Below are 17706 nucleotides of genomic sequence, written 5' to 3'. Positions count from 1 at the left end.
TTGCTCAATAAATTATTAAGAACATGAACTACCATACCAGAAAATGGGTAAAACCAGAAGATTTGAATCCTAACCATTCTCTTTTCGGAGGAAGACTTTTACAGTGGATTGATGAAGAAGCAGCTTTATATGCTATTATTCAGTTGGAAAACACCAAAGTAGTTACCAAATTCATTTCAGAGATCAACTTTGTAAGTTCTGCCAAGCAGGGAGACATTATAGAAATCGGTATTGAAGCGAGCCATTTCGGTTCCACTTCTGTTACTTTAAAATGTGATGTAAGAAATAAAATGACCCATCAAACGATTATTACGGTTGATAAGATTGTAATGGTTAATCTGGACCAGGACGGAAATCCCGCTCCTCATGGAAAAACCAAAATTGAATTCGTAAAAGACAGGCTAAACAGCGAACTATGAGGATTTTCATAAAGAACATGGTCTGTAACAGATGCATTGCTGCTGTTGAAAACATATTCAGTTCCTCAGAAATCAAAACGTCTTCCGTAATATTGGGAGAAGTGGAAACTGAATCTGATATTCCTGCAGAAAACATGCAGCGTATTGAAGAAAAGCTTCTTGAAACAGGCTTTGAAAGAATTATGGATTCTGCTCATCAGCTTGCTGAGAAAATCAAAAACCTGATTATCATAAAGGTAAGCGAACTTGACATTGATGAAAATTTCCTACTTTCTGAATTCTTAAGTTCCAAACTTCATAAAGATTACAGCGCTCTTTCGAAAACTTTTTCACAAAATGAGAATATTACGCTGGAGCAGTTCTTCATTCTTCAGAAAATAGAGAAAGTAAAAGAACTTCTTCTATATAATGAATTCAACCTTACTGAAATTGCAGGGAAACTAGGCTACAAAAGTGTACAGTATCTCTCTTCTCAATTCCGGAATATTACCGGATTCACCCCTACCGAATTTAAAAAACTGAAAGAGCATAACCGAAAGTCATTGGATAACCTCTAAGATGTTGAGCGTGGGAGAGCTTAAAGGTTTTAACGTAAGGTAAGAGAGCAAGAAAAGATTGTTTAACAGCGTTTTCGCATAATACACTCTATAACAGATCAATTTTTATTCTTTCAACTTTAATAAATATAGACTCTACAAACTACTCTCCCACGCTCCAACCCTTTCAAACCCTCCCCCTCTAAAAAGACTTTCACTCCAAATTTTATAACTATTATCCTTAAATTTATAACAGCCTTCCAAATTCATTTTGGAAATTTGCAGTATAAATGTAAGAATCATGGAACGACAGTATAAAGTACTTGGAATGACGTGTTCCGGTTGTCAGAAAAAAATCTCCAATCAGCTGAACAGTGTACATGGTGTAACGGCTGATGTCAATCTGGAAAACAATACCGCAACCATCACTTCCGACCGGGAAGTTGGACTTTCGATTTTAAATGATGCCTTAGCAGAAATCGGAAATTATAAACTTGAAGACCCAAATAATCCTGAAAAAACATTCATAAAACCTCAGGATCGTGTATCTCCTTCTTCGGTATATTACTGTCCAATGGAGTGTGAAGGGGATAAAGTATATTTTAAGAAAGGTGAAAGATGTCCGGTGTGCAATATGTACCTTGTTCCTATTGAAGAGAAGCTGGCAAAAGATCCTAATTATAAACCTACCTATTCGTCTACCCACCTTCCTGAAAATTTCAAAGACAGTATTGGAAAACATTATTGCCCAATGTTCTGTGAAGGAGATAAAGTATATGCAGAAAATGGCGACTGCCCCGTTTGTTACATGCATCTGGAGCCTATCACACAGGAGCTTGTTCAAAATGCAGCATCCCACCAGCATAGCCACCCTCATTCTCATCATCACGACCACAGCCACCATCATAAACCTCCTAAAGTTACTGACGATATGGCAGGCAGATACTACTGTCCGATGTATTGTGAAGGTGACAAAACCTATGACTCTAATGTAGGATGCCCTGTTTGTGGGATGGATCTTGTAAAATATCCTGAAAAGAAAACGGCAAAATACACCTGTCCTATGCATCCCGAAGTAATTCGTGATGAGCCGGGAGATTGCCCAATCTGCGGGATGGACCTTGTAAGAATGCCGGATAGCGGAGATGACGACGAAGATGAAACTTACAATATTTTGAAAAGAAAATTCATCACATCGTTGGCTTTCACTATTCCTGTCTTCATTCTTTCTATGGGTGGAATGCTTATCAGCTTCCCATTTTCACATCAGATTCAGGGATTTATAGAACTTGCTTTAACCCTTCCTGTCATGTTTTACTCGGGATGGTTTCTGCTTAAAAGAGGATGGGTTTCTTTTAAAACCTGGAATCTTAATATGTTCAGCCTCATTGCTCTCGGGGTGGCAGCAGCGTTTATATTCAGTATTGCAGCTTTATTTTTCCCTGATATTATTCCACACGAGATCCGTGGTCACAACCACGAAATTCCATTATATTTTGAAGCCGTTTGTGTAATTTTAACGCTTGTTATTTTAGGCCAGCTTATGGAAGCGGCGGCTCATAAAAAAACAGGAAACGCTATCAAAGAACTGATGAACCTTTCACCGGACGAAGCCAATCTTATTGTAAATGGTGAAGAAAAAAAGGTTTTATTATCCCAGGTTAAAATCGGAGATCTTTTAAAAGTAAAACCCGGTGAAAAAATTCCTGTTGACGGAAAAATCACTGAAGGGTCGTCCATTGTAGACGAAAGCATGATCACAGGTGAGCCGATTCCCGTTGAAAAGAGTGTTAACGATAAAGTATCTTCAGGAACCATCAATGGAAATCAGGTATTTATTATGAAAGCCGAAAAAGTAGGTGACGAAACCCTGCTTTCACAGATTATTAAAATGGTGAACGAAGCCAGCCGAAGCAAAGCTCCTATTCAAAAGCTTACCGATAAGGTTGCCAAGGTTTTCGTTCCTGCAGTAATCCTTATTGCTGCTCTTACCTTTATTCTCTGGCAGTTTTTCGGACCGGAGGGAAAAAGAAGCCTGTTTGCTTTCGTTAATGCAGTTGCTGTTCTTATTGTTGCCTGTCCTTGTGCTCTCGGCCTTGCTACTCCAATGTCTCTTATGGTAGGAATTGGAAAAGGTGCCAAAAACGGTATTCTGATCAAAAATGCAGAAGCTCTTGAGCAGATGAATAAAGTAAATGTCTTAATTACAGACAAAACAGGAACTTTAACCGAAGGAAAGCCTTCCGTAGAGCATATTGAAACAATGAATAGCGGAAGTCAGAATCAGGTTTTACAACTGGCATTTTCATTAAATCAAAATTCTGAACATCCTCTCTCCAATGCGGTGATAAAAAAAGCAAAAGAGGAGAATATAGCAGCAGAGAAAGTAGAACATTTTGAAAATATTTCAGGAAAAGGAATCAAAGGAAATATTCATGGAAAAACAGCTTATCTCGGCAATGAGAATCTATTGACCTCTCATCAGATTCAGATTCCGGATGATCTGAAAATGAAAGCAACAGAAGTTCAGTCAAATGCACATACAATCTCTTATATTGCTCACGGACAGGAAGTATTAGGATTTATAAGCTTTACAGACAAGATCAAGGAAAGTTCCAAAAAAGCAGTTAAACAATTGATAAGTGAAGGAATTGACGTCATCATGATGACCGGAGATAACGAACATACTGCAAAAGCTGTTGCGGACGAACTGGGAATTACGCATTTTAAAGCGAATTGTCTTCCGGAAGATAAATTGAATGAGGTGAAAAAACTTCAGCAACAGGGTAAAATTGTAGCAATGACCGGAGACGGAATCAACGACTCTCCTGCCCTTGCCCAATCAGACGTAGGAATTGCCATGGGAACAGGAACCGATGTTGCTATAGAAAGCGCCGAGATCACATTATTACAAGGCGATATCCTGGGCGTTGCCAAAGCCAAATTATTGAGCGAAAAACTACTCAGAAATATCAAAGAAAATCTGTTCTTCGCCTTCATTTATAATGTGCTGGGCGTTCCGGTTGCGGCAGGATTATTGTATCCATTCTTTGGAATTCTGTTATCACCGATGATTGCAGCCGCTGCCATGAGCTTTAGCTCTTTATCTGTAATTCTGAATTCATTAAGATTAAATTCCGTAGATCTGGATATAAAATAGACCTCATGAAAAAAGAAAATCTTTACATAGGATGTTCAGGATTTTATAATAATGACTGGAAAGGGTCATTATATCTTGAGAACAGCCCGAGTAAAGATTTTCTTTCTTTATACGCAAAAGTCTTCAATGCCGTTGAAATCAATTCTACATTTTACAGAAAACCTACTGCAAAGACTCTTTCAAAGTGGTATGATGATACTCCTGCATCATTCAGATTTTTTATTAAAATTCCGAAACTGATCACTCATCAAAACCGTCTTAACCATTCTAAAGAAGAAATTACAGCTTTCTGCAATCATATACAAAGTCACCTCAAAGATAAACTTTCAGGTGTTCTGTATCAGTTTCCACCTTCCTTTAAAAATACTCCGGAAAATATAGCTCTTATCGCAGAAAATCTTGATATGGAGTTCACCAATGTCATTGAATTCAGAAATGAATCCTGGTGGAAAAAAGAGACATTTGATGTTTTGACAAATATGAATATTATTATATCCGGTGTCAGTTTTCCAGGCAACCTTCCGGAAGATCCTGTTTTCAATCATCCGGAAATTGCGTATTACAGATTGCATGGTAAACCAGTTCTTTATAAGTCTTCTTACGACAAGGGTTTCCTGGATCTCCTTGCTGAAAAAATCAGAAGACATCAACAAAAAACATTTATTTTCTTTAATAATACCTGGGGAACATCTGCTGTAGAGAATGGAATGTACCTCAAAAACATATTAGAGTAATCGCAATGTATAGAATCAATTTGTTAAAATAAAATAATTCCCAGCTCAATGAAGAATGTGATTACCCTAACAATAATAGAGAAAAACTATCATTTCACTATTTATAAATGTTAAGATATAGAAAAATCAAAACCATAGTATCAATTTGAGATTGTCTATCAAAAAATGCTTTAAAATTAAGTTCTTAAAATAATCTTAAAAAGGAAGAAACTGACAAAAAACGGCATATATTTTGTTAACATTCAATCATTATTTTTAACGATTTTTAACAATTTAATTTTCTACTACATTTATGAAAAAAAATTTTGCGGAAAAGTCAAAAGAGATGACTTTTCTTGGGATGGTTGTATTGATGAGTACAACATCAGTTTTATTAAATAGCTGTAATTCCAAAAACGAGGTGAATGCCCCCATCCATTCGCAGGAACATCCTACCGCAGAAATAGTCCCCAAAATAGATGACGAAAGCGTAGAAACAGACAAAAGAATTATCTATCTTACTTTTGATGACGGTCCCAACCAGGGAACTGAAAATCTTCTTAAAATTCTGGACAAAAGAAATGTTTGCGCTACCGCTTTCCTGGTGGGAAAACACGCTTATGGAAGCAAGAAGCAAAAAGACGATTTGGAACTGTTAAAACAAAACCCTCTCATTGAACTGGCGAATCACAGTTTTACCCATGCGCACAACAAATACTCTGACTTTTATAAAAATGCAGATGCTGTTGTACACGATTTTGACATCGCCAAAGACAGCCTGAAACTTACAGACAAAATTGCAAGAACTCCGGGTAGAAATGTATGGAGACTCAATAATATTAATGTCACTGATATAAAAAGTACTACTGCCGCTGCAGATGGCCTTAAAAAAGCTGGATATAAGGTAATAGGTTGGGATCTGGAATGGAGACCAAGTCAGAAAATGACATTAAAGGGAAGCCACGAAGCCATGTTAAAGAAAGTAGACAGTATTTTCTTTAACGATCTTGAAAAAACATCCAGACACCTTGTATTTCTTACCCATGATCAGTACCTTAGAGATACAGATTCTATCAACGAGTTGGATCTGTTTATCGAAAAGCTGCAGAAAAGCAACAGATTTGTTTTCAGAAAAATATCTCAATATCCGAAAATCAATGAGGTTCTTAATTAATAATAAGTAAGAATTTACAAATAAAGGCTTATCCATCTTCTATGAAGCGTATTTTCGTAAAAGATGGATATTTTTTTTGCTGCTAAAGTTTACTCTTTCGAGCTTTGAACCTTCAGCTAAATTTCGGAAATTTGCAATTATGAGTATTAAAGACAATTATCACGCTATAAAAGATCAGCTACCAAAGGATGTACAGCTGGTTGCCGTTTCAAAAACACATCCAGCTTCTGCAGTACAGGAAGTCTACGATTTGGGACAGAAAGTTTTTGGAGAAAATAAAGTTCAGGAACTAATGGAAAAATCCCCTCTTCTGCCGAAAGACATACAATGGCACCTGATCGGACATCTACAGACTAACAAAGTTAAGTACATCGCTCCTTTTATAGACACCATCCAAAGTGTAGATTCTGAAAAGCTTTTAGCAGAAATCAATAAAGAATCAGGCAAGAATAACAGAATAATAAAAGTTCTTCTTCAGGTAAAAATTGCGGCGGAAGAAAGTAAGTTCGGGCTTGAAATTTCAGAAGCAAAAGATCTTTTTCAACAATATGCTGATGGAAATTTCCCTTATGTTGAGATTACAGGATTGATGGGAATGGCTACCTTCACCGAAGATGAGCAACAGATAAGAAGGGAGTTTTTAACATTAAAGAGTCTTTTTGATGAATTAAATAAATTAAAAACACTCAATACCCTATCCATGGGAATGAGCGATGATTTCCCCATAGCTATTGAGTGCGGAGCGAATTCTGTACGCGTTGGATCCGCTATTTTCGGACGAAGAGACTATTCAAAATAGAATATTTAGGTACGGTTTTTGCTAATAATTGAAACAAAAAATTTAAATTTGCAACTATGCAAAAAATCCTTATAGTAGAAGACGAAAAAGCAATCTCGGGAGTACTTCACAGTATTCTTTCGGATGAACTTAGCGATTATGAATTTGTAATCGCAGAAGACGGCCTTGAAGGCTACAAGCAGGTAGAAAAAGAAGATTTCGCATTGGTGATCTCCGATATTAAAATGCCTAAGCTTTCAGGAACCGAACTTTTAAAACAAAGTCTTGCCCTAAAACCAGAAACTACTTTTATCATGATCTCGGGACACGCAGACATTGATTCTGCCGTTTCCTGCCTGAAAGAGGGTGCATATGATTTCATTTCCAAGCCTATTGATATTAACAGACTGATTACAAGTGTTAAAAATGCTTTAGTAAAGGAAACCTTGAAGAAAGAAAACAAAAATCTTCAAACTGAAAACAAAACATTAAAGAAAAAAGTAAGCAAAAAATACCAGATGATCGGTACATCTCCTGCATTGCAAAAGATTCAGGATATGATCGAAAAAGTAGCTGTTTCAGACGCAAGAGTTCTGATCACAGGTCCTAACGGAGCCGGAAAAGAATTGGTTGCCCATGCTATTCACAATCAGAGTGACCGTGCAAGAGGTCCAATGATAGAGGTAAACTGTGCTGCCATCCCTTCTGAGCTTATTGAATCTGAACTTTTCGGCCACGTAAAAGGATCTTTTACCGGTGCGATTAAAGATAAACAGGGAAAGTTTGAACAGGCTAACGGAGGAACTATTTTCCTTGACGAGATTGGTGATATGAGCCTTATTGCTCAGGCTAAGGTATTGAGAGCGCTACAGGAAAGCAAGGTTTCTCCTGTGGGAAGTGATAAAGAAATAAAAGTTGATGTAAGAGTAATTGCAGCAACAAATAAGAATATGCAGAAAGAAATTGAAGAAGGTAAATTCAGGGAAGACCTTTATCACAGACTTTCTGTTATTGAAATTTATGTTCCGCCATTGGACGAAAGAAAAGATGACATCAAATTGTTGGTTGAACATTTCTCCGGTATGATTGCTGATGAGCACGGTACTGCAGTGAAAAAGTTTGATGATAAAGCTATTGATGCTTTAAAAGCTCTTTCGTGGACTGGAAATATCAGAGAATTAAGAAACGTGGTGGAAAGATTGATCATTCTTGGTGGAAACTCTGTTTCAGAAACTGACGTTGCAAGTTTTGTAAGGAAATAATTTACCGATTATTCACCATATTATAAAAATTTGCAGTCAACACTGCAAATTTTTTTTTGCCCTTATTTTAATTATAAACTATATGAATCTTAAAATATTATGAACTTTTTAAACAAAAAATACACGAAAGAATGCCTGACTTTGGCTCTGCCTGTAATGCTAACTCAGGTAGGGCAAGTTTCGGTAAACTTATTCGACAACATTATTGTCGGAAAACTTTTGGGTGCAGATGCTCTGGCTTCTGTTTCATTGGGAAATGCGGTGTTTTTCTCCATATTTGTATTGGCGTTGGGTTTTTCATTTGCCATTCCGCCTTTGGTTTCTGAGGCTCATTCCAGAGAAGACCACGCTACGATTAACTCAGTTTTCAGCCACGGATTTATCATCAACATGTCTGTAGGAATTATCCTGATGGTTGTACTGCTTTTGGCAATGCCTCTGCTCTATCATTCAGGACAGCCCGCCAAGATCATTCCTGATACGGTAAGCTTCTTAAGTATTATGGTGATCAGTATGGTTCCATTTATGGCTTTTCAGACGCTTCGTGAGGTTTCTGAAGGGCTTTCTTATACGATTGGAGTGACGAAAGCTACCATTATCGCCAATATCATTAATATTGCTTTGAACTATGTATTCATCAAAGGACTTTGGGGAATCCCTGCAATGGGCGTGCAAGGATCGGCTTTAGCTACCCTTATTTCGAGAATATTTATGGTGGTGTTCCTTTATTTTGTATTGTTGAAAGAGAAGAGAACAAGACGTTATATTAAAGATTTCTCATTGAAAATTCAGGTTTTTTCTAAAAAGATGTTTGATAAAATGGTGAGACTGGGACTTCCTACAGCTTTACAGATGTTTTTTGAAGTAACTGCGTTTGCAGGTGCAGCATTTATCTGTGGACTAATCTCTGCCCATGATATTGCTTCTCACCAGATTGCACTAAGTATGGCTTCTTTCACATTCAATTTATGTGTAGGATTCAGCGTGGCTTCAACTGTAATGATCGGAAGAAAATTGGGTGAGCAGAATTTCGTTGAGCTAAGAAATGTAGGGATTAACAACCTGAAAATTGCTTTTATTTTCATGTGTATCTGTGGATTGGTATTTATCTTAGGGCGAAATATCCTTCCTACTTTCTTCACCAAAAAAGAGGAAGTAGAAGTAATTACTCTCGCTTCCAAACTGATGATTATCGCAGCGTTATTCCAGCTTTCTGACGGAATTCAGGTAACGGCCTTAGGAATGCTGAGAGGTTTACAGGATGTGAAAATTCCGTCTATTTATACTTTCATCGCATATTGGGTCATTACGATTCCTTTAGGCTATTTTTTCTGTGTCACTTTGAAAATGGGGGCCTTTGGAATGTGGATCGCCCTAGGATTAGGATTAACAGTTTCCGCTGTTTTCCTGGTAAAACGATTCCTCAATATGTCTGCGAAAAGAGTAAAGCAGAATATACAAACAGAAGTAGAAATACAAAAAATAGTAAAATAGAAGAACGCAGGGCAATCGCTCTGCGTTTTTTATTATTTTTGTCTTCATTAACTAACAAACATGAAAAGAACAATTGCCTTCCTAGCTTTATGTGCAGGCACTTTATATCAATCTCAAACCAATAGATTTACGTACGAGCTTCAGTATCGCCAGGAACCGACTCAGGAATACAGAAAAAACCTGATGAACTTAGATATCAGTTCAAAATCGGTTAAGTTCTATGATAAAGACTTTGCAGATTATGATGTGAAAAATAAAGAATCTAACCAATCCATTTCCCATTACAGCACCAAAACAGACCAGGTTATAGAAAGAAAGCCGGAATCTTTTGATAATAAATGGTACCGAGATTTTTTCGACTATTTCGTGGTAAAAACACACGACGAAATGAAATGGAAGCTACTTCAGGAAACCAAAGAATACAACGGATATAAACTCCAAAAAGCAACCACAGACTTTGGCGGCAGAAGCTGGAACGCGTGGTTTTCCAATGATGTAAATATCAAAGAAGGACCTTATAAATTTCGAGGGCTGCCCGGTTTAATCTTCATTCTGGAAGATACGGATCAAAATTTCATCTATAAACTTATCAACAACGAAAAGCTAACCTCAGATTACGATACAGAAGATTTTGTGGAAACCCATTACGGAAAACAGGCACTTCCAATCACCAATGAAAAATTCAATCGGTATATTGAAGATCTTTATCAAAATCCAACAAGAATTTTCTCAGAAAAATTGAAAAATGGAGGAAACTTAAGTTTTAAAAATGAAAGCGTAGAATCTACGGAAGAACTTAATAAGAAAAAGGGAATGCTTCAAAAAGGAATTAAAGCGAGATATATCTTTATTGAAAAAGACAAAGAACCAATATTTAAAGGATAAATAGAGGACAAATACAACGGCAGTTTCAAAAACAATGTACCTCACATAGGTTTGTTATATTTTTGAAACTGCTGCTTTTATATCTTAGTCAATCTTTTTTCCTAATATAACAAGACTTCTTTCTACCCCATCCAAAATAGCTACATTCGGAAGATTCGCCCAATCTTCAAAGCCAAAGTGACGGAAGAGTTTTAAGCTGGGCTCATTGTGAAGAAATATAAGGGCTACCAGATTATTCACTCCAAACTTTCCAGCATTGTCGATGCAATACTGCAAAATAATCTTTCCATAGCCTTTTCCCCGGCTGTTTTCATCCAGATAAATACTCACTTCTACGGTTCCGCTATAGGCTGCTCTTTCATGAAAAGAACTGAAGCTTACCCATCCTACTATCTGCTCTGCCTGATCTTTAACCACCCAAAGAGGTCTTGTTTCCGGATTGTGATCGTCAAACCATTTTTGTTTGCTTTCTACGGAAACTTCTTCTACATCTGCAGTCACCATCCTTGATGCAATTGTTGAATTGTAGATCTTTACAATTTTCTTTAAATCGGATAATTCGGCATTTCTAAACTTTAATTTTTCCATTGATAGTAAATTCAACTTATTCGAATACAAAAATAGTGAATTTCAGAAACAACCCCATTAAATATATAATCGAATTATTTTATTTTATATATTTAAATAAATTAACCCCTTAAAAAACAACCTCAAAATTAAAATTCATAACTCATCACCTCCTAAAGCTATCGTTTTATTTCAAATCTTTTAAAATTCTATTTAAGCTTCTCACCGTTATTCCCAAATAAGCCGCCATATCTTCTTTTGAGATTTGAATCCCTTGTTGGGTCTGCATATTCAATAACTGCATTACAGTATGTTCTATCGTATACAATTGTTGATAAGAAGCTCTGCTTGAAGTATTGATGATTCGTTCTGCAAATGAATCCAACAATAAATGATTGAGAGCAAGATCATTTTTAACCAAAGATTTAAAATAGGAAACACTTGTTTCGTAAACTGTTACTTCCGATACCGCTTTTACACTGCACAGACAGCTTATATCTTTAATCAATTCTACTTCTCCAAGGATTTCACCGTCTCCCAGAAATTCCATGATGTATTCTTTTCCGTTTTCTTCGGTTAAATAGCATTTGGCAATACCTTCTTTAATCAACATCACCTTCAAGAGTGACTGATCCTGCATCAACAGGTTTTCGTCACGGGAAAAAGATTTTAGCACTACCTCTTCTCTTCCTTCTTGTTTCTGATAAAGTTCTTCAAAATACTTTAAGAATGACTGATTTGTTCGTAACATATGGATCCGGGACAAATGTCCTTTTGTGATTGAGTTTTTTTATTGAATTTTGTGACCAGAAAATTACAAAACAAAAATGAATAATCATATTACGACTATTGCTTTTGATGCTGATGATACTCTTTGGATCAACGAACCTTACTTCCAAGAAGCCGAGAAGGAATTCTGTATGTTGCTTGAAGATTATCTTCCTCAGCATACGGTGTCTCAGGAGTTATTCAAAACAGAAATGAAAAATCTTCATTTATACGGATACGGCGTGAAAGGTTTTATGCTTTGTATGATTGAAACAATTGGCAGAGTTTCCAACAACACAGCGTCTTTACAGCTAGTGAATAAAGCCGTTGAGCTGGGCCAGGAACTTCTTCAAAAACCTATTGAGCTTCTGGGCGGTGTCACTGAAACGCTCGAAAGCTTAAAAGGAAAATACAGATTGGTAGTTGCCACAAAAGGAGATCTTCTGGACCAGGAACGCAAATTGAAAAATTCCGGATTGCAGGAGTATTTTCATCACATTGAAATCATGAGTGATAAAAAAGAAAATGATTATCAAAAACTATTAAAGCATTTGGATTGCCAGCCTGAAAATTTTCTCATGCTGGGAAATTCTATCAAGTCTGATATCCTTCCTGTTCTGGAAATTGGGGGTTCAGCCGCTCATATTCCTTATCATGTGACGTGGAGCCATGAGCAACATGAAGTTAATCTCGAACATGAGAAATTCATGGAACTAAAAAGTATTAATGAAATTTTAGGTTATTTATAAAATAGAAACGTGTTCATATTTGAATGCGTTTCTATTTTTTCAGAATTCCATATCTGCAAAACTTCAAATAGTCTTTAATATATTCAGAATTATATTTCTCTTCAAAATATATCATCTTTTTATAGTAAGGAATCTTAATTTTTGTATCTAAATAATACGAACAAATCAAATCAACAATATCTTCAGAGGATTTTTTGTTATCCAAAACAATTTGATCTAGTTTATATTGCAAAGAATCGATTTCCTTTGGTTTCCATTGGGTTTCTATTTTAAGAGATTCTATTATATCAAGGTCAAAACTGTTGAGTCTTTTTTTACTATGAAGAAATTTATTTTTCAGTTTTTTATAATATCTGGCTCTTTTTATTTTTTCTCTTTCAAATACAATGCTCTTATACATTTCATCTGCCAAAAAAGACTGATAACCAACACATCCTGATCTTATTTTAATAGAGTCATTTGTTTCTAAATATCTTTTAAATATTTCTTCTAATACTTTTGATTTTCTGGAAATCAGGATATTGGAGATATAAGTTTTTGCAACAACGTTACCCTGCAGAGCTATAAATTTCAATTCCTGATCGGTTGCTATTTGACCTATTTCTGTATGAATTTTATAGAGTTCACTTTCATGACCATCAATTCCTATGTTCTTGGATTCATACTGGTTACTTTTTGATAATTCCTGATATAATTCATTGACTTTTGGAGATAACTGTCCAAAACATGAGGCAGAAATCAGGAATAATAGAATTGTTTTTTTCATTGAAAATGATGGTCATAGTTTCTTGAGTTCTCAAAATAAAACTCGTCCAAATATGAACGAGTTTTGTATCTGTTTATTATTTCTTCAAACATTTTTCAAGGAACTGATCCTGTTCCCATAAAACGTGTAAGATATTTTCTTTAGCCTGGTATCCATGGGCTTCTTTTGGAAGAAGAACCATTTTTACAGGAGCACCCAAATTTTTCAATGCCTGGAAGTATCTTTCCGTCTGTAAAGTGAAAGTTCCCGGGTTATTGTCTGCATCACCATGAATCAAAAGAAGAGGGGTCTTCATTTTATCAGCATGCATAAACGGAGACATTCCATTGTAAATTTCCGGAACATCCCAATAATTTCTCTGCTCGCTTTGGAACCCAAATGGTGTCAATGTTCTGTTGTAGGCTCCACTTCTGGCTATACCGCAAGCAAAAAGATTAGAATGTGTTAAAAGATTCGCCGTCATGAAAGCTCCGTAAGAATGCCCTCCTACCGCAACTTTTTTTCTATCAATATATCCCAACTGATCTACGGCATCAATAGCTGCAGCTGCATTTGCTACCAACTGCGGAATGAAAGTGTCATTAGGCTCTGTTTTTCCTTCTCCAATAATTGGGAAAGCTGCATCATCAAGCACCGCATATCCTTTGGTTGTCCAATAGATGAAAGATCCGTAAGACGGGAATGTAAACTCATTTGGATTCTGGGTATTCTGTCCTGCAGTATTTTTATCTTTATATTCCGTAGGGTAAGCCCAGATCAGTAATGGAAGCTTTTCTTTTTTTGATTTTCTGTCGTAGTTGGCAGGAAGATAAAGTGTTCCGGTTAAAGTAACTCCATCGTTTCTTTTGTAAGTAATCACTTCTTTATAAACATCTTTTATGCTTTCAAAAGGATTGGCAAAATTGGTTACAGCCTCCGCCTTATTGGATTTGATATTCTTTTTAAAATAATTAGGATATTGGCTTGGAGACTGCTGAGTGGTCAGAATTTCTCCTTTTGATGGATTTAGAATATCAATAATTGCTTCTTTAGCATTTTTAAGACTGGAAGTATAAAGCCTCTTCTTTTTCAGGGATTTAACATCCATTTCATCAATAAAAGGATGCTGTCCATCTTTTGTAAACCCTTCTCCAATAAGATATGCTTTTCCACCTTTCATATCCACGACGTATCTTCCATACTGATTTTTAATGGTATTAAAACTCCCCGGATCGCTGTAAACATCCTGAGAATTTCTATCTTCAATCACTTTGGATTCGCCATTATTCAGATCAACAAGGAAAGATTTTGTATTTCTAGTGTCATACCAGTCTTCTGATACAATAGCATAATGATCGTTTGTCCAGCTTACTCCACCGTATCTTTGTTTTACTTTGAAGAACGACTTTGGTGCTGCTGTAAACGGAACCTCCCAAGTGAAAATTTCGTCTCTATATTCTGCCGCTTTGGACTGATCTCCTCCGTCTAAGGCTTCAGCGTAAACCAAAGTAGCAGGAGCATCACTTCTCCACACTACATTTCTTCTTCCTGTTCTTACTGATGAAAATCCTTTTGGCATTATTTCGCTCAGAGGAACCTCGTTTACCACCTTTACTGTATTGCCTTTTACATCATATACAGTTGTCGTTGACGGGAATCTGCTCAATGGAACGATATAAGAGAACGGTTTTTTAATCACGGTTGCCATCAGATAATTTCCGTCCGGAGAAAAACTCAGTCCGGAATACATATCCTGATCTTTCACCTTTTTAAGAGCTCCGTTCAAATCTACGTTATAGATCTCAGAAGCAGTAAGGGTCTCAAAGTTTTTTTCGTCCTGAGGATTTTTTAAAAGATCCTGATAGGTTCTGTTCTGCGAAACTTTTCCATCTGCTGTAGAAACAATGGGCCCTGTAGGAAGATCTTTACTTGAATCAATAAGTGCAGGTCTGCTCTGAGGAAGAGTTTTAATCAACAAACTTTGAGAATCATTATACCACGTATAAGGTGATCCTAAATTTGCATTCAGATTGTCTTCTGTAATTTTTTTGGCTGTAGCCGTTTCCATATCTACAACCCAAAGTTCAACTCCTTTATTGGTTGTATTGGTAAAAGCCAGTTTTTTCTCATCCGGTGAAAATGATAAGTAAGTAATTTTAACGTCCGCCGGAAGGTTTTTTACCTGAACTTCATTTTTATCATTAATTTTTCTGACTTTCAGATTATTGAGATAGGTAACCGTGCTTGCAATATTGGTCACAGGATTGATTCTCAAACCACCCAATTTCATTTCCTGCTGATTGAGGTCCTGTAATGTTTTATAGGTTGGGCGATAAGTAAAAACAACCCAGTCTTTCTTGCTGTTCATCAAGACACTTGGCGGCCTTTGGTAGTCAGCCAGCTTTAGAATCTCTGCGGGTGGCTTCTGATAAGAAATATTCTCCTGTGCATCATAAAAATTGAGAAATGCCAGAAGGCAAATTGTCAGTTTTATCTTCATATAAATTCATTTTTTACGAAAGTAGTGAATTTAATAATATCTATGAAAATAAAAAATAAGACTCTTTTTAGTGTCATATTTTATTTTTTTGATTATTTTTAGATAACCAAATTCAAACAATATGAAAAATTTAAGAAAATTATCAAAAGCTAATTTAAAAACAATCAACGGCGGAAGTGCTCCTTTATGTGATGCAGGCTATATGGCTTGCAGAGTAAGAGACGAAAACGGAAAACTGATCTGGGATTGCTTACCTCACTGTAATTATTAAGAACAGAAAAGGCACTTCATATTCTGAAGTGCCTTGTTTATTGTGTATTGTTATTATGATAAACTACCAGTCGGAAGCTCTTTTTCTTCTTTCTATCATATGATCTACGGATACTTTCCCAGCTCCTGCTACCATCAGTAAAAGATAAATGCAAAGATAAATAAGGGCCATCTCTCTTTTTTCAAAGGGATCTGCTCCATGTACTACAAAAGCAGCAATACCCATGGTAAAAATCAAAAAGCCTAATGAAACCCTAGTAAAAAGGCCTAAAATTAGTAGAATAGAACAAACAAATTCTGCAAAAACCGTAAGAATTAATGATATCTGAGGGCCAAGTCCCATAAAATCGAAAAACTCAATTTTCCCACCTGCCAAAAGCATCTGAAGTTTAGGGAAACCATGAGAAAGCATGGCAAAACCTACAAATACCCTCACAGCCAGCAAAACAATATCTTTAAGTATTGATCCCGAATTTGAAGTGTTATAGTTCATTTACTAAAAAATTTAGACTAAGGTAATAAAAATCTTTTAATACAAAGGGGTTTCAGCACTTTTAGTTTATCTGTATCCGAAATTCTTAAGATCTCTGTCGTTCTTTCTCCAGTCTTTTTTCACTTTTACGAATAGGTTCAGGTGAATTTTCTTTGAGAAGAATTTCTCAAGGTCTAATCTTGCTTCTGTTCCTACTTTTTTGATGGCTTCACCTTTGTGACCAATGATAATTCCTTTCTGAGTATCTCTTTCTACGTAGATGATAGAATCTATAAAGATAATTCCCTCTTTTTCTTTAAACTGCTCGGTAACTACTTCTACAGAATAAGGAATTTCTTTATCATAGTTCAGAAGAATTTTCTCACGAATAGCTTCGTTTACAAAGAATCTTTCGGGTTTATCTGTATACTGATCCTTATCGTAGTAAGGTGGACTTTCAGGAAGTAAAGATTTTATTTTTGGTAGAATAACTTCTGTATTGAAAGCATTAAGAGCAGAAATAGGCAGAATTTCCGCTTTTGGAATTCTGTTGTGCCAGTCTTCTACCAGCTTTTCTAGGCCAGCCTGGTCGGTCTGGTCTACTTTATTCAACAAAAGAAGTACAGGAACAGGGATTTTATTCAATTTATCAATCAAAAACTCTGAAGGCTCTGCCTTATCAGTAACATCTACAATAAAAAGGAATACGTCAGCATCCTGCAAAGAATCTTTTACAAAATCCATCATTTTCTCCTGCAGTCCGTATTTAGGATCTAATACTCCTGGAGTATCAGAAAATACGATCTGAAGGTCATCTTCATTATAAATACCAAAAATTCTGTGACGGGTTGTCTGAGCTTTCTGCGTTACAATCGCCAACTTCTCTCCCATTAATTGGTTTAAGAGTGTTGATTTTCCGGCATTGGGCTTTCCAACTATGTTTACAAATCCAGCTTTGTGCATAAAAATAATATTACGAACTGCAAAGTTAGTAAAACAAAATTGGTCTTTACCGTTAATCTCAAATTTAAAAAGAAAAAAGAGAGTTATATTTCAAAATACGGCATGATGAGGAAGAAATGACGAAAATCTTTTATTATTAATTTCATGTAATCTTCAGTGGAAATTGTTGACGATGAATGGCATTAATGATGAATTATGTAAAGTACTTTCAGCTTTTCTGTTAAATCATCAATTAACTCTTTCTACAAAAG

At 36.0% G+C, this 17706-nt stretch carries 17 protein-coding genes; 11 read left to right on the top strand and 6 right to left on the bottom strand.

Annotated features, from left to right (window positions below):
* Positions 1-23: 23 nt before the first annotated feature.
* From ACQ76T_RS04675 to ACQ76T_RS04635, 9 genes are all read left to right on the top strand, one after another.
* The gene (locus tag ACQ76T_RS04675; RefSeq protein WP_431342174.1) at positions 24-419 is read left to right on the top strand and encodes an acyl-CoA thioesterase; all 396 of its coding nucleotides are present in this window, start codon (positions 24-26) and stop codon (positions 417-419) included.
* Positions 416-976 carry a helix-turn-helix domain-containing protein gene (locus ACQ76T_RS04670; RefSeq protein WP_431342173.1) on the top strand — a complete coding sequence of 187 codons (561 nt, stop codon included), beginning with the start codon at positions 416-418 and terminating at the stop codon, positions 974-976. The genes ACQ76T_RS04675 and ACQ76T_RS04670 overlap by 4 nt, the downstream gene beginning before the upstream one ends.
* Before the next feature lie 280 nt (positions 977-1256).
* Complete coding sequence (locus tag ACQ76T_RS04665) at positions 1257-4115, top strand: heavy metal translocating P-type ATPase (protein WP_431342172.1); 2859 nt, start codon at positions 1257-1259, stop codon at positions 4113-4115.
* Between the two features lie 5 nt (positions 4116-4120).
* Positions 4121-4849 carry a DUF72 domain-containing protein gene (locus tag ACQ76T_RS04660; protein WP_431342171.1) on the top strand — a complete coding sequence of 243 codons (729 nt, stop codon included), beginning with the start codon at positions 4121-4123 and terminating at the stop codon, positions 4847-4849.
* Between the two features lie 292 nt (positions 4850-5141).
* On the top strand, positions 5142-6002 hold the full coding sequence (locus ACQ76T_RS04655) for a polysaccharide deacetylase family protein (RefSeq protein ID WP_431342170.1): 861 nt from the start codon (positions 5142-5144) through the stop codon (positions 6000-6002).
* A 139-nt stretch (positions 6003-6141) separates the two neighbouring features.
* Positions 6142-6801 carry a YggS family pyridoxal phosphate-dependent enzyme gene (locus ACQ76T_RS04650; RefSeq protein ID WP_431342169.1) on the top strand — a complete coding sequence of 220 codons (660 nt, stop codon included), beginning with the start codon at positions 6142-6144 and terminating at the stop codon, positions 6799-6801.
* A gap of 56 nt (positions 6802-6857) precedes the next feature.
* Complete coding sequence (locus tag ACQ76T_RS04645) at positions 6858-8042, top strand: sigma-54-dependent transcriptional regulator (protein ID WP_431342168.1); 1185 nt, start codon at positions 6858-6860, stop codon at positions 8040-8042.
* Positions 8043-8141: 99 nt separating this feature from the next.
* Positions 8142-9536, top strand: coding sequence for an MATE family efflux transporter (locus tag ACQ76T_RS04640; protein WP_431342167.1), 1395 nt, complete (start codon positions 8142-8144; stop codon positions 9534-9536).
* A 60-nt stretch (positions 9537-9596) separates the two neighbouring features.
* Complete coding sequence (locus ACQ76T_RS04635; RefSeq protein ID WP_431342166.1) at positions 9597-10421, top strand: GLPGLI family protein; 825 nt, start codon at positions 9597-9599, stop codon at positions 10419-10421.
* An 84-nt stretch (positions 10422-10505) separates the two neighbouring features.
* Here ACQ76T_RS04635 and ACQ76T_RS04630 read toward each other — a convergent pair whose 3' ends face one another.
* Together ACQ76T_RS04630 and ACQ76T_RS04625 are read right to left on the bottom strand one after the other, a co-directional pair.
* Positions 10506-11009 (bottom strand): N-acetyltransferase family protein, encoded by a 504-nt coding sequence (locus ACQ76T_RS04630; protein ID WP_431342165.1) that lies wholly within the window; start codon positions 11007-11009, stop codon positions 10506-10508.
* 166 nt (positions 11010-11175) lie between these two features.
* On the bottom strand, positions 11176-11739 hold the full coding sequence (locus ACQ76T_RS04625; RefSeq protein ID WP_431342164.1) for a Crp/Fnr family transcriptional regulator: 564 nt from the start codon (positions 11737-11739) through the stop codon (positions 11176-11178).
* Positions 11740-11815: 76 nt separating this feature from the next.
* Here ACQ76T_RS04625 and ACQ76T_RS04620 point away from each other — a divergent pair, with 76 nt between their 5' ends.
* On the top strand, positions 11816-12505 hold the full coding sequence (locus ACQ76T_RS04620) for an HAD family hydrolase (protein WP_431342163.1): 690 nt from the start codon (positions 11816-11818) through the stop codon (positions 12503-12505).
* 31 nt (positions 12506-12536) lie between these two features.
* On the opposite strand, the gene ACQ76T_RS04615 is transcribed toward ACQ76T_RS04620, so the two are convergent.
* Together ACQ76T_RS04615 and ACQ76T_RS04610 are read right to left on the bottom strand one after the other, a co-directional pair.
* Positions 12537-13271: a hypothetical protein gene (locus ACQ76T_RS04615; RefSeq protein WP_431342162.1), complete on the bottom strand. Its 735-nt coding sequence runs from the start codon at positions 13269-13271 to the stop codon at positions 12537-12539.
* Positions 13272-13347: 76 nt separating this feature from the next.
* Positions 13348-15750 (bottom strand): prolyl oligopeptidase family serine peptidase, encoded by a 2403-nt coding sequence (locus ACQ76T_RS04610; protein WP_431342161.1) that lies wholly within the window; start codon positions 15748-15750, stop codon positions 13348-13350.
* A 121-nt stretch (positions 15751-15871) separates the two neighbouring features.
* On the opposite strand from ACQ76T_RS04610, the gene ACQ76T_RS04605 reads away from it, so the two are divergent.
* Entirely contained in the window at positions 15872-16021 is a 150-nt protein-coding gene (locus ACQ76T_RS04605; protein WP_431342160.1) for a bacteriocin-like protein, read from the top strand.
* Between the two features lie 63 nt (positions 16022-16084).
* Here ACQ76T_RS04605 and ACQ76T_RS04600 read toward each other — a convergent pair whose 3' ends face one another.
* Both ACQ76T_RS04600 and era read right to left on the bottom strand, forming a co-directional pair.
* Positions 16085-16513, bottom strand: coding sequence for a DoxX family protein (locus ACQ76T_RS04600; RefSeq protein ID WP_431342159.1), 429 nt, complete (start codon positions 16511-16513; stop codon positions 16085-16087).
* Positions 16514-16579: 66 nt separating this feature from the next.
* The gene (era, locus tag ACQ76T_RS04595) at positions 16580-17455 is read right to left on the bottom strand and encodes a GTPase Era (RefSeq protein ID WP_422692018.1); all 876 of its coding nucleotides are present in this window, start codon (positions 17453-17455) and stop codon (positions 16580-16582) included.
* Between the last annotated feature and the right edge of the window lie 251 nt (positions 17456-17706).

This window comes from Chryseobacterium sp. JK1, assembly GCF_050632815.1.
In the GTDB taxonomy this organism is placed as follows: Bacteria; Bacteroidota; Bacteroidia; order Flavobacteriales; family Weeksellaceae; genus Chryseobacterium.
Note: the sequence above shows the minus strand (reverse complement) of the source record. Positions and strands in the feature narration are given on the sequence as shown.

Excerpts from the sequence above, each read along its gene's own strand:
- ACQ76T_RS04675 (WP_431342174.1), top strand. The coding sequence starts at position 24 with ATGAACTACCATACCAGAAAATGGGTAAAACCAGAAGATTTGAATCCT.
- ACQ76T_RS04670 (WP_431342173.1), top strand. The coding sequence starts at position 416 with ATGAGGATTTTCATAAAGAACATGGTCTGTAACAGATGCATTGCTGCT.
- ACQ76T_RS04665 (WP_431342172.1), top strand. The coding sequence starts at position 1,257 with ATGGAACGACAGTATAAAGTACTTGGAATGACGTGTTCCGGTTGTCAG.
- ACQ76T_RS04660 (WP_431342171.1), top strand. The coding sequence starts at position 4,121 with ATGAAAAAAGAAAATCTTTACATAGGATGTTCAGGATTTTATAATAAT.
- ACQ76T_RS04655 (WP_431342170.1), top strand. The coding sequence starts at position 5,142 with ATGAAAAAAAATTTTGCGGAAAAGTCAAAAGAGATGACTTTTCTTGGG.
- ACQ76T_RS04650 (WP_431342169.1), top strand. The coding sequence starts at position 6,142 with ATGAGTATTAAAGACAATTATCACGCTATAAAAGATCAGCTACCAAAG.
- ACQ76T_RS04645 (WP_431342168.1), top strand. The coding sequence starts at position 6,858 with ATGCAAAAAATCCTTATAGTAGAAGACGAAAAAGCAATCTCGGGAGTA.
- ACQ76T_RS04640 (WP_431342167.1), top strand. The coding sequence starts at position 8,142 with ATGAACTTTTTAAACAAAAAATACACGAAAGAATGCCTGACTTTGGCT.
- ACQ76T_RS04635 (WP_431342166.1), top strand. The coding sequence starts at position 9,597 with ATGAAAAGAACAATTGCCTTCCTAGCTTTATGTGCAGGCACTTTATAT.
- ACQ76T_RS04630 (WP_431342165.1), bottom strand. The coding sequence starts at position 11,009 with ATGGAAAAATTAAAGTTTAGAAATGCCGAATTATCCGATTTAAAGAAA.
- ACQ76T_RS04625 (WP_431342164.1), bottom strand. The coding sequence starts at position 11,739 with ATGTTACGAACAAATCAGTCATTCTTAAAGTATTTTGAAGAACTTTAT.
- ACQ76T_RS04620 (WP_431342163.1), top strand. The coding sequence starts at position 11,816 with ATGAATAATCATATTACGACTATTGCTTTTGATGCTGATGATACTCTT.
- ACQ76T_RS04615 (WP_431342162.1), bottom strand. The coding sequence starts at position 13,271 with ATGAAAAAAACAATTCTATTATTCCTGATTTCTGCCTCATGTTTTGGA.
- ACQ76T_RS04610 (WP_431342161.1), bottom strand. The coding sequence starts at position 15,750 with ATGAAGATAAAACTGACAATTTGCCTTCTGGCATTTCTCAATTTTTAT.
- ACQ76T_RS04605 (WP_431342160.1), top strand. The coding sequence starts at position 15,872 with ATGAAAAATTTAAGAAAATTATCAAAAGCTAATTTAAAAACAATCAAC.
- ACQ76T_RS04600 (WP_431342159.1), bottom strand. The coding sequence starts at position 16,513 with ATGAACTATAACACTTCAAATTCGGGATCAATACTTAAAGATATTGTT.
- era (WP_422692018.1), bottom strand. The coding sequence starts at position 17,455 with ATGCACAAAGCTGGATTTGTAAACATAGTTGGAAAGCCCAATGCCGGA.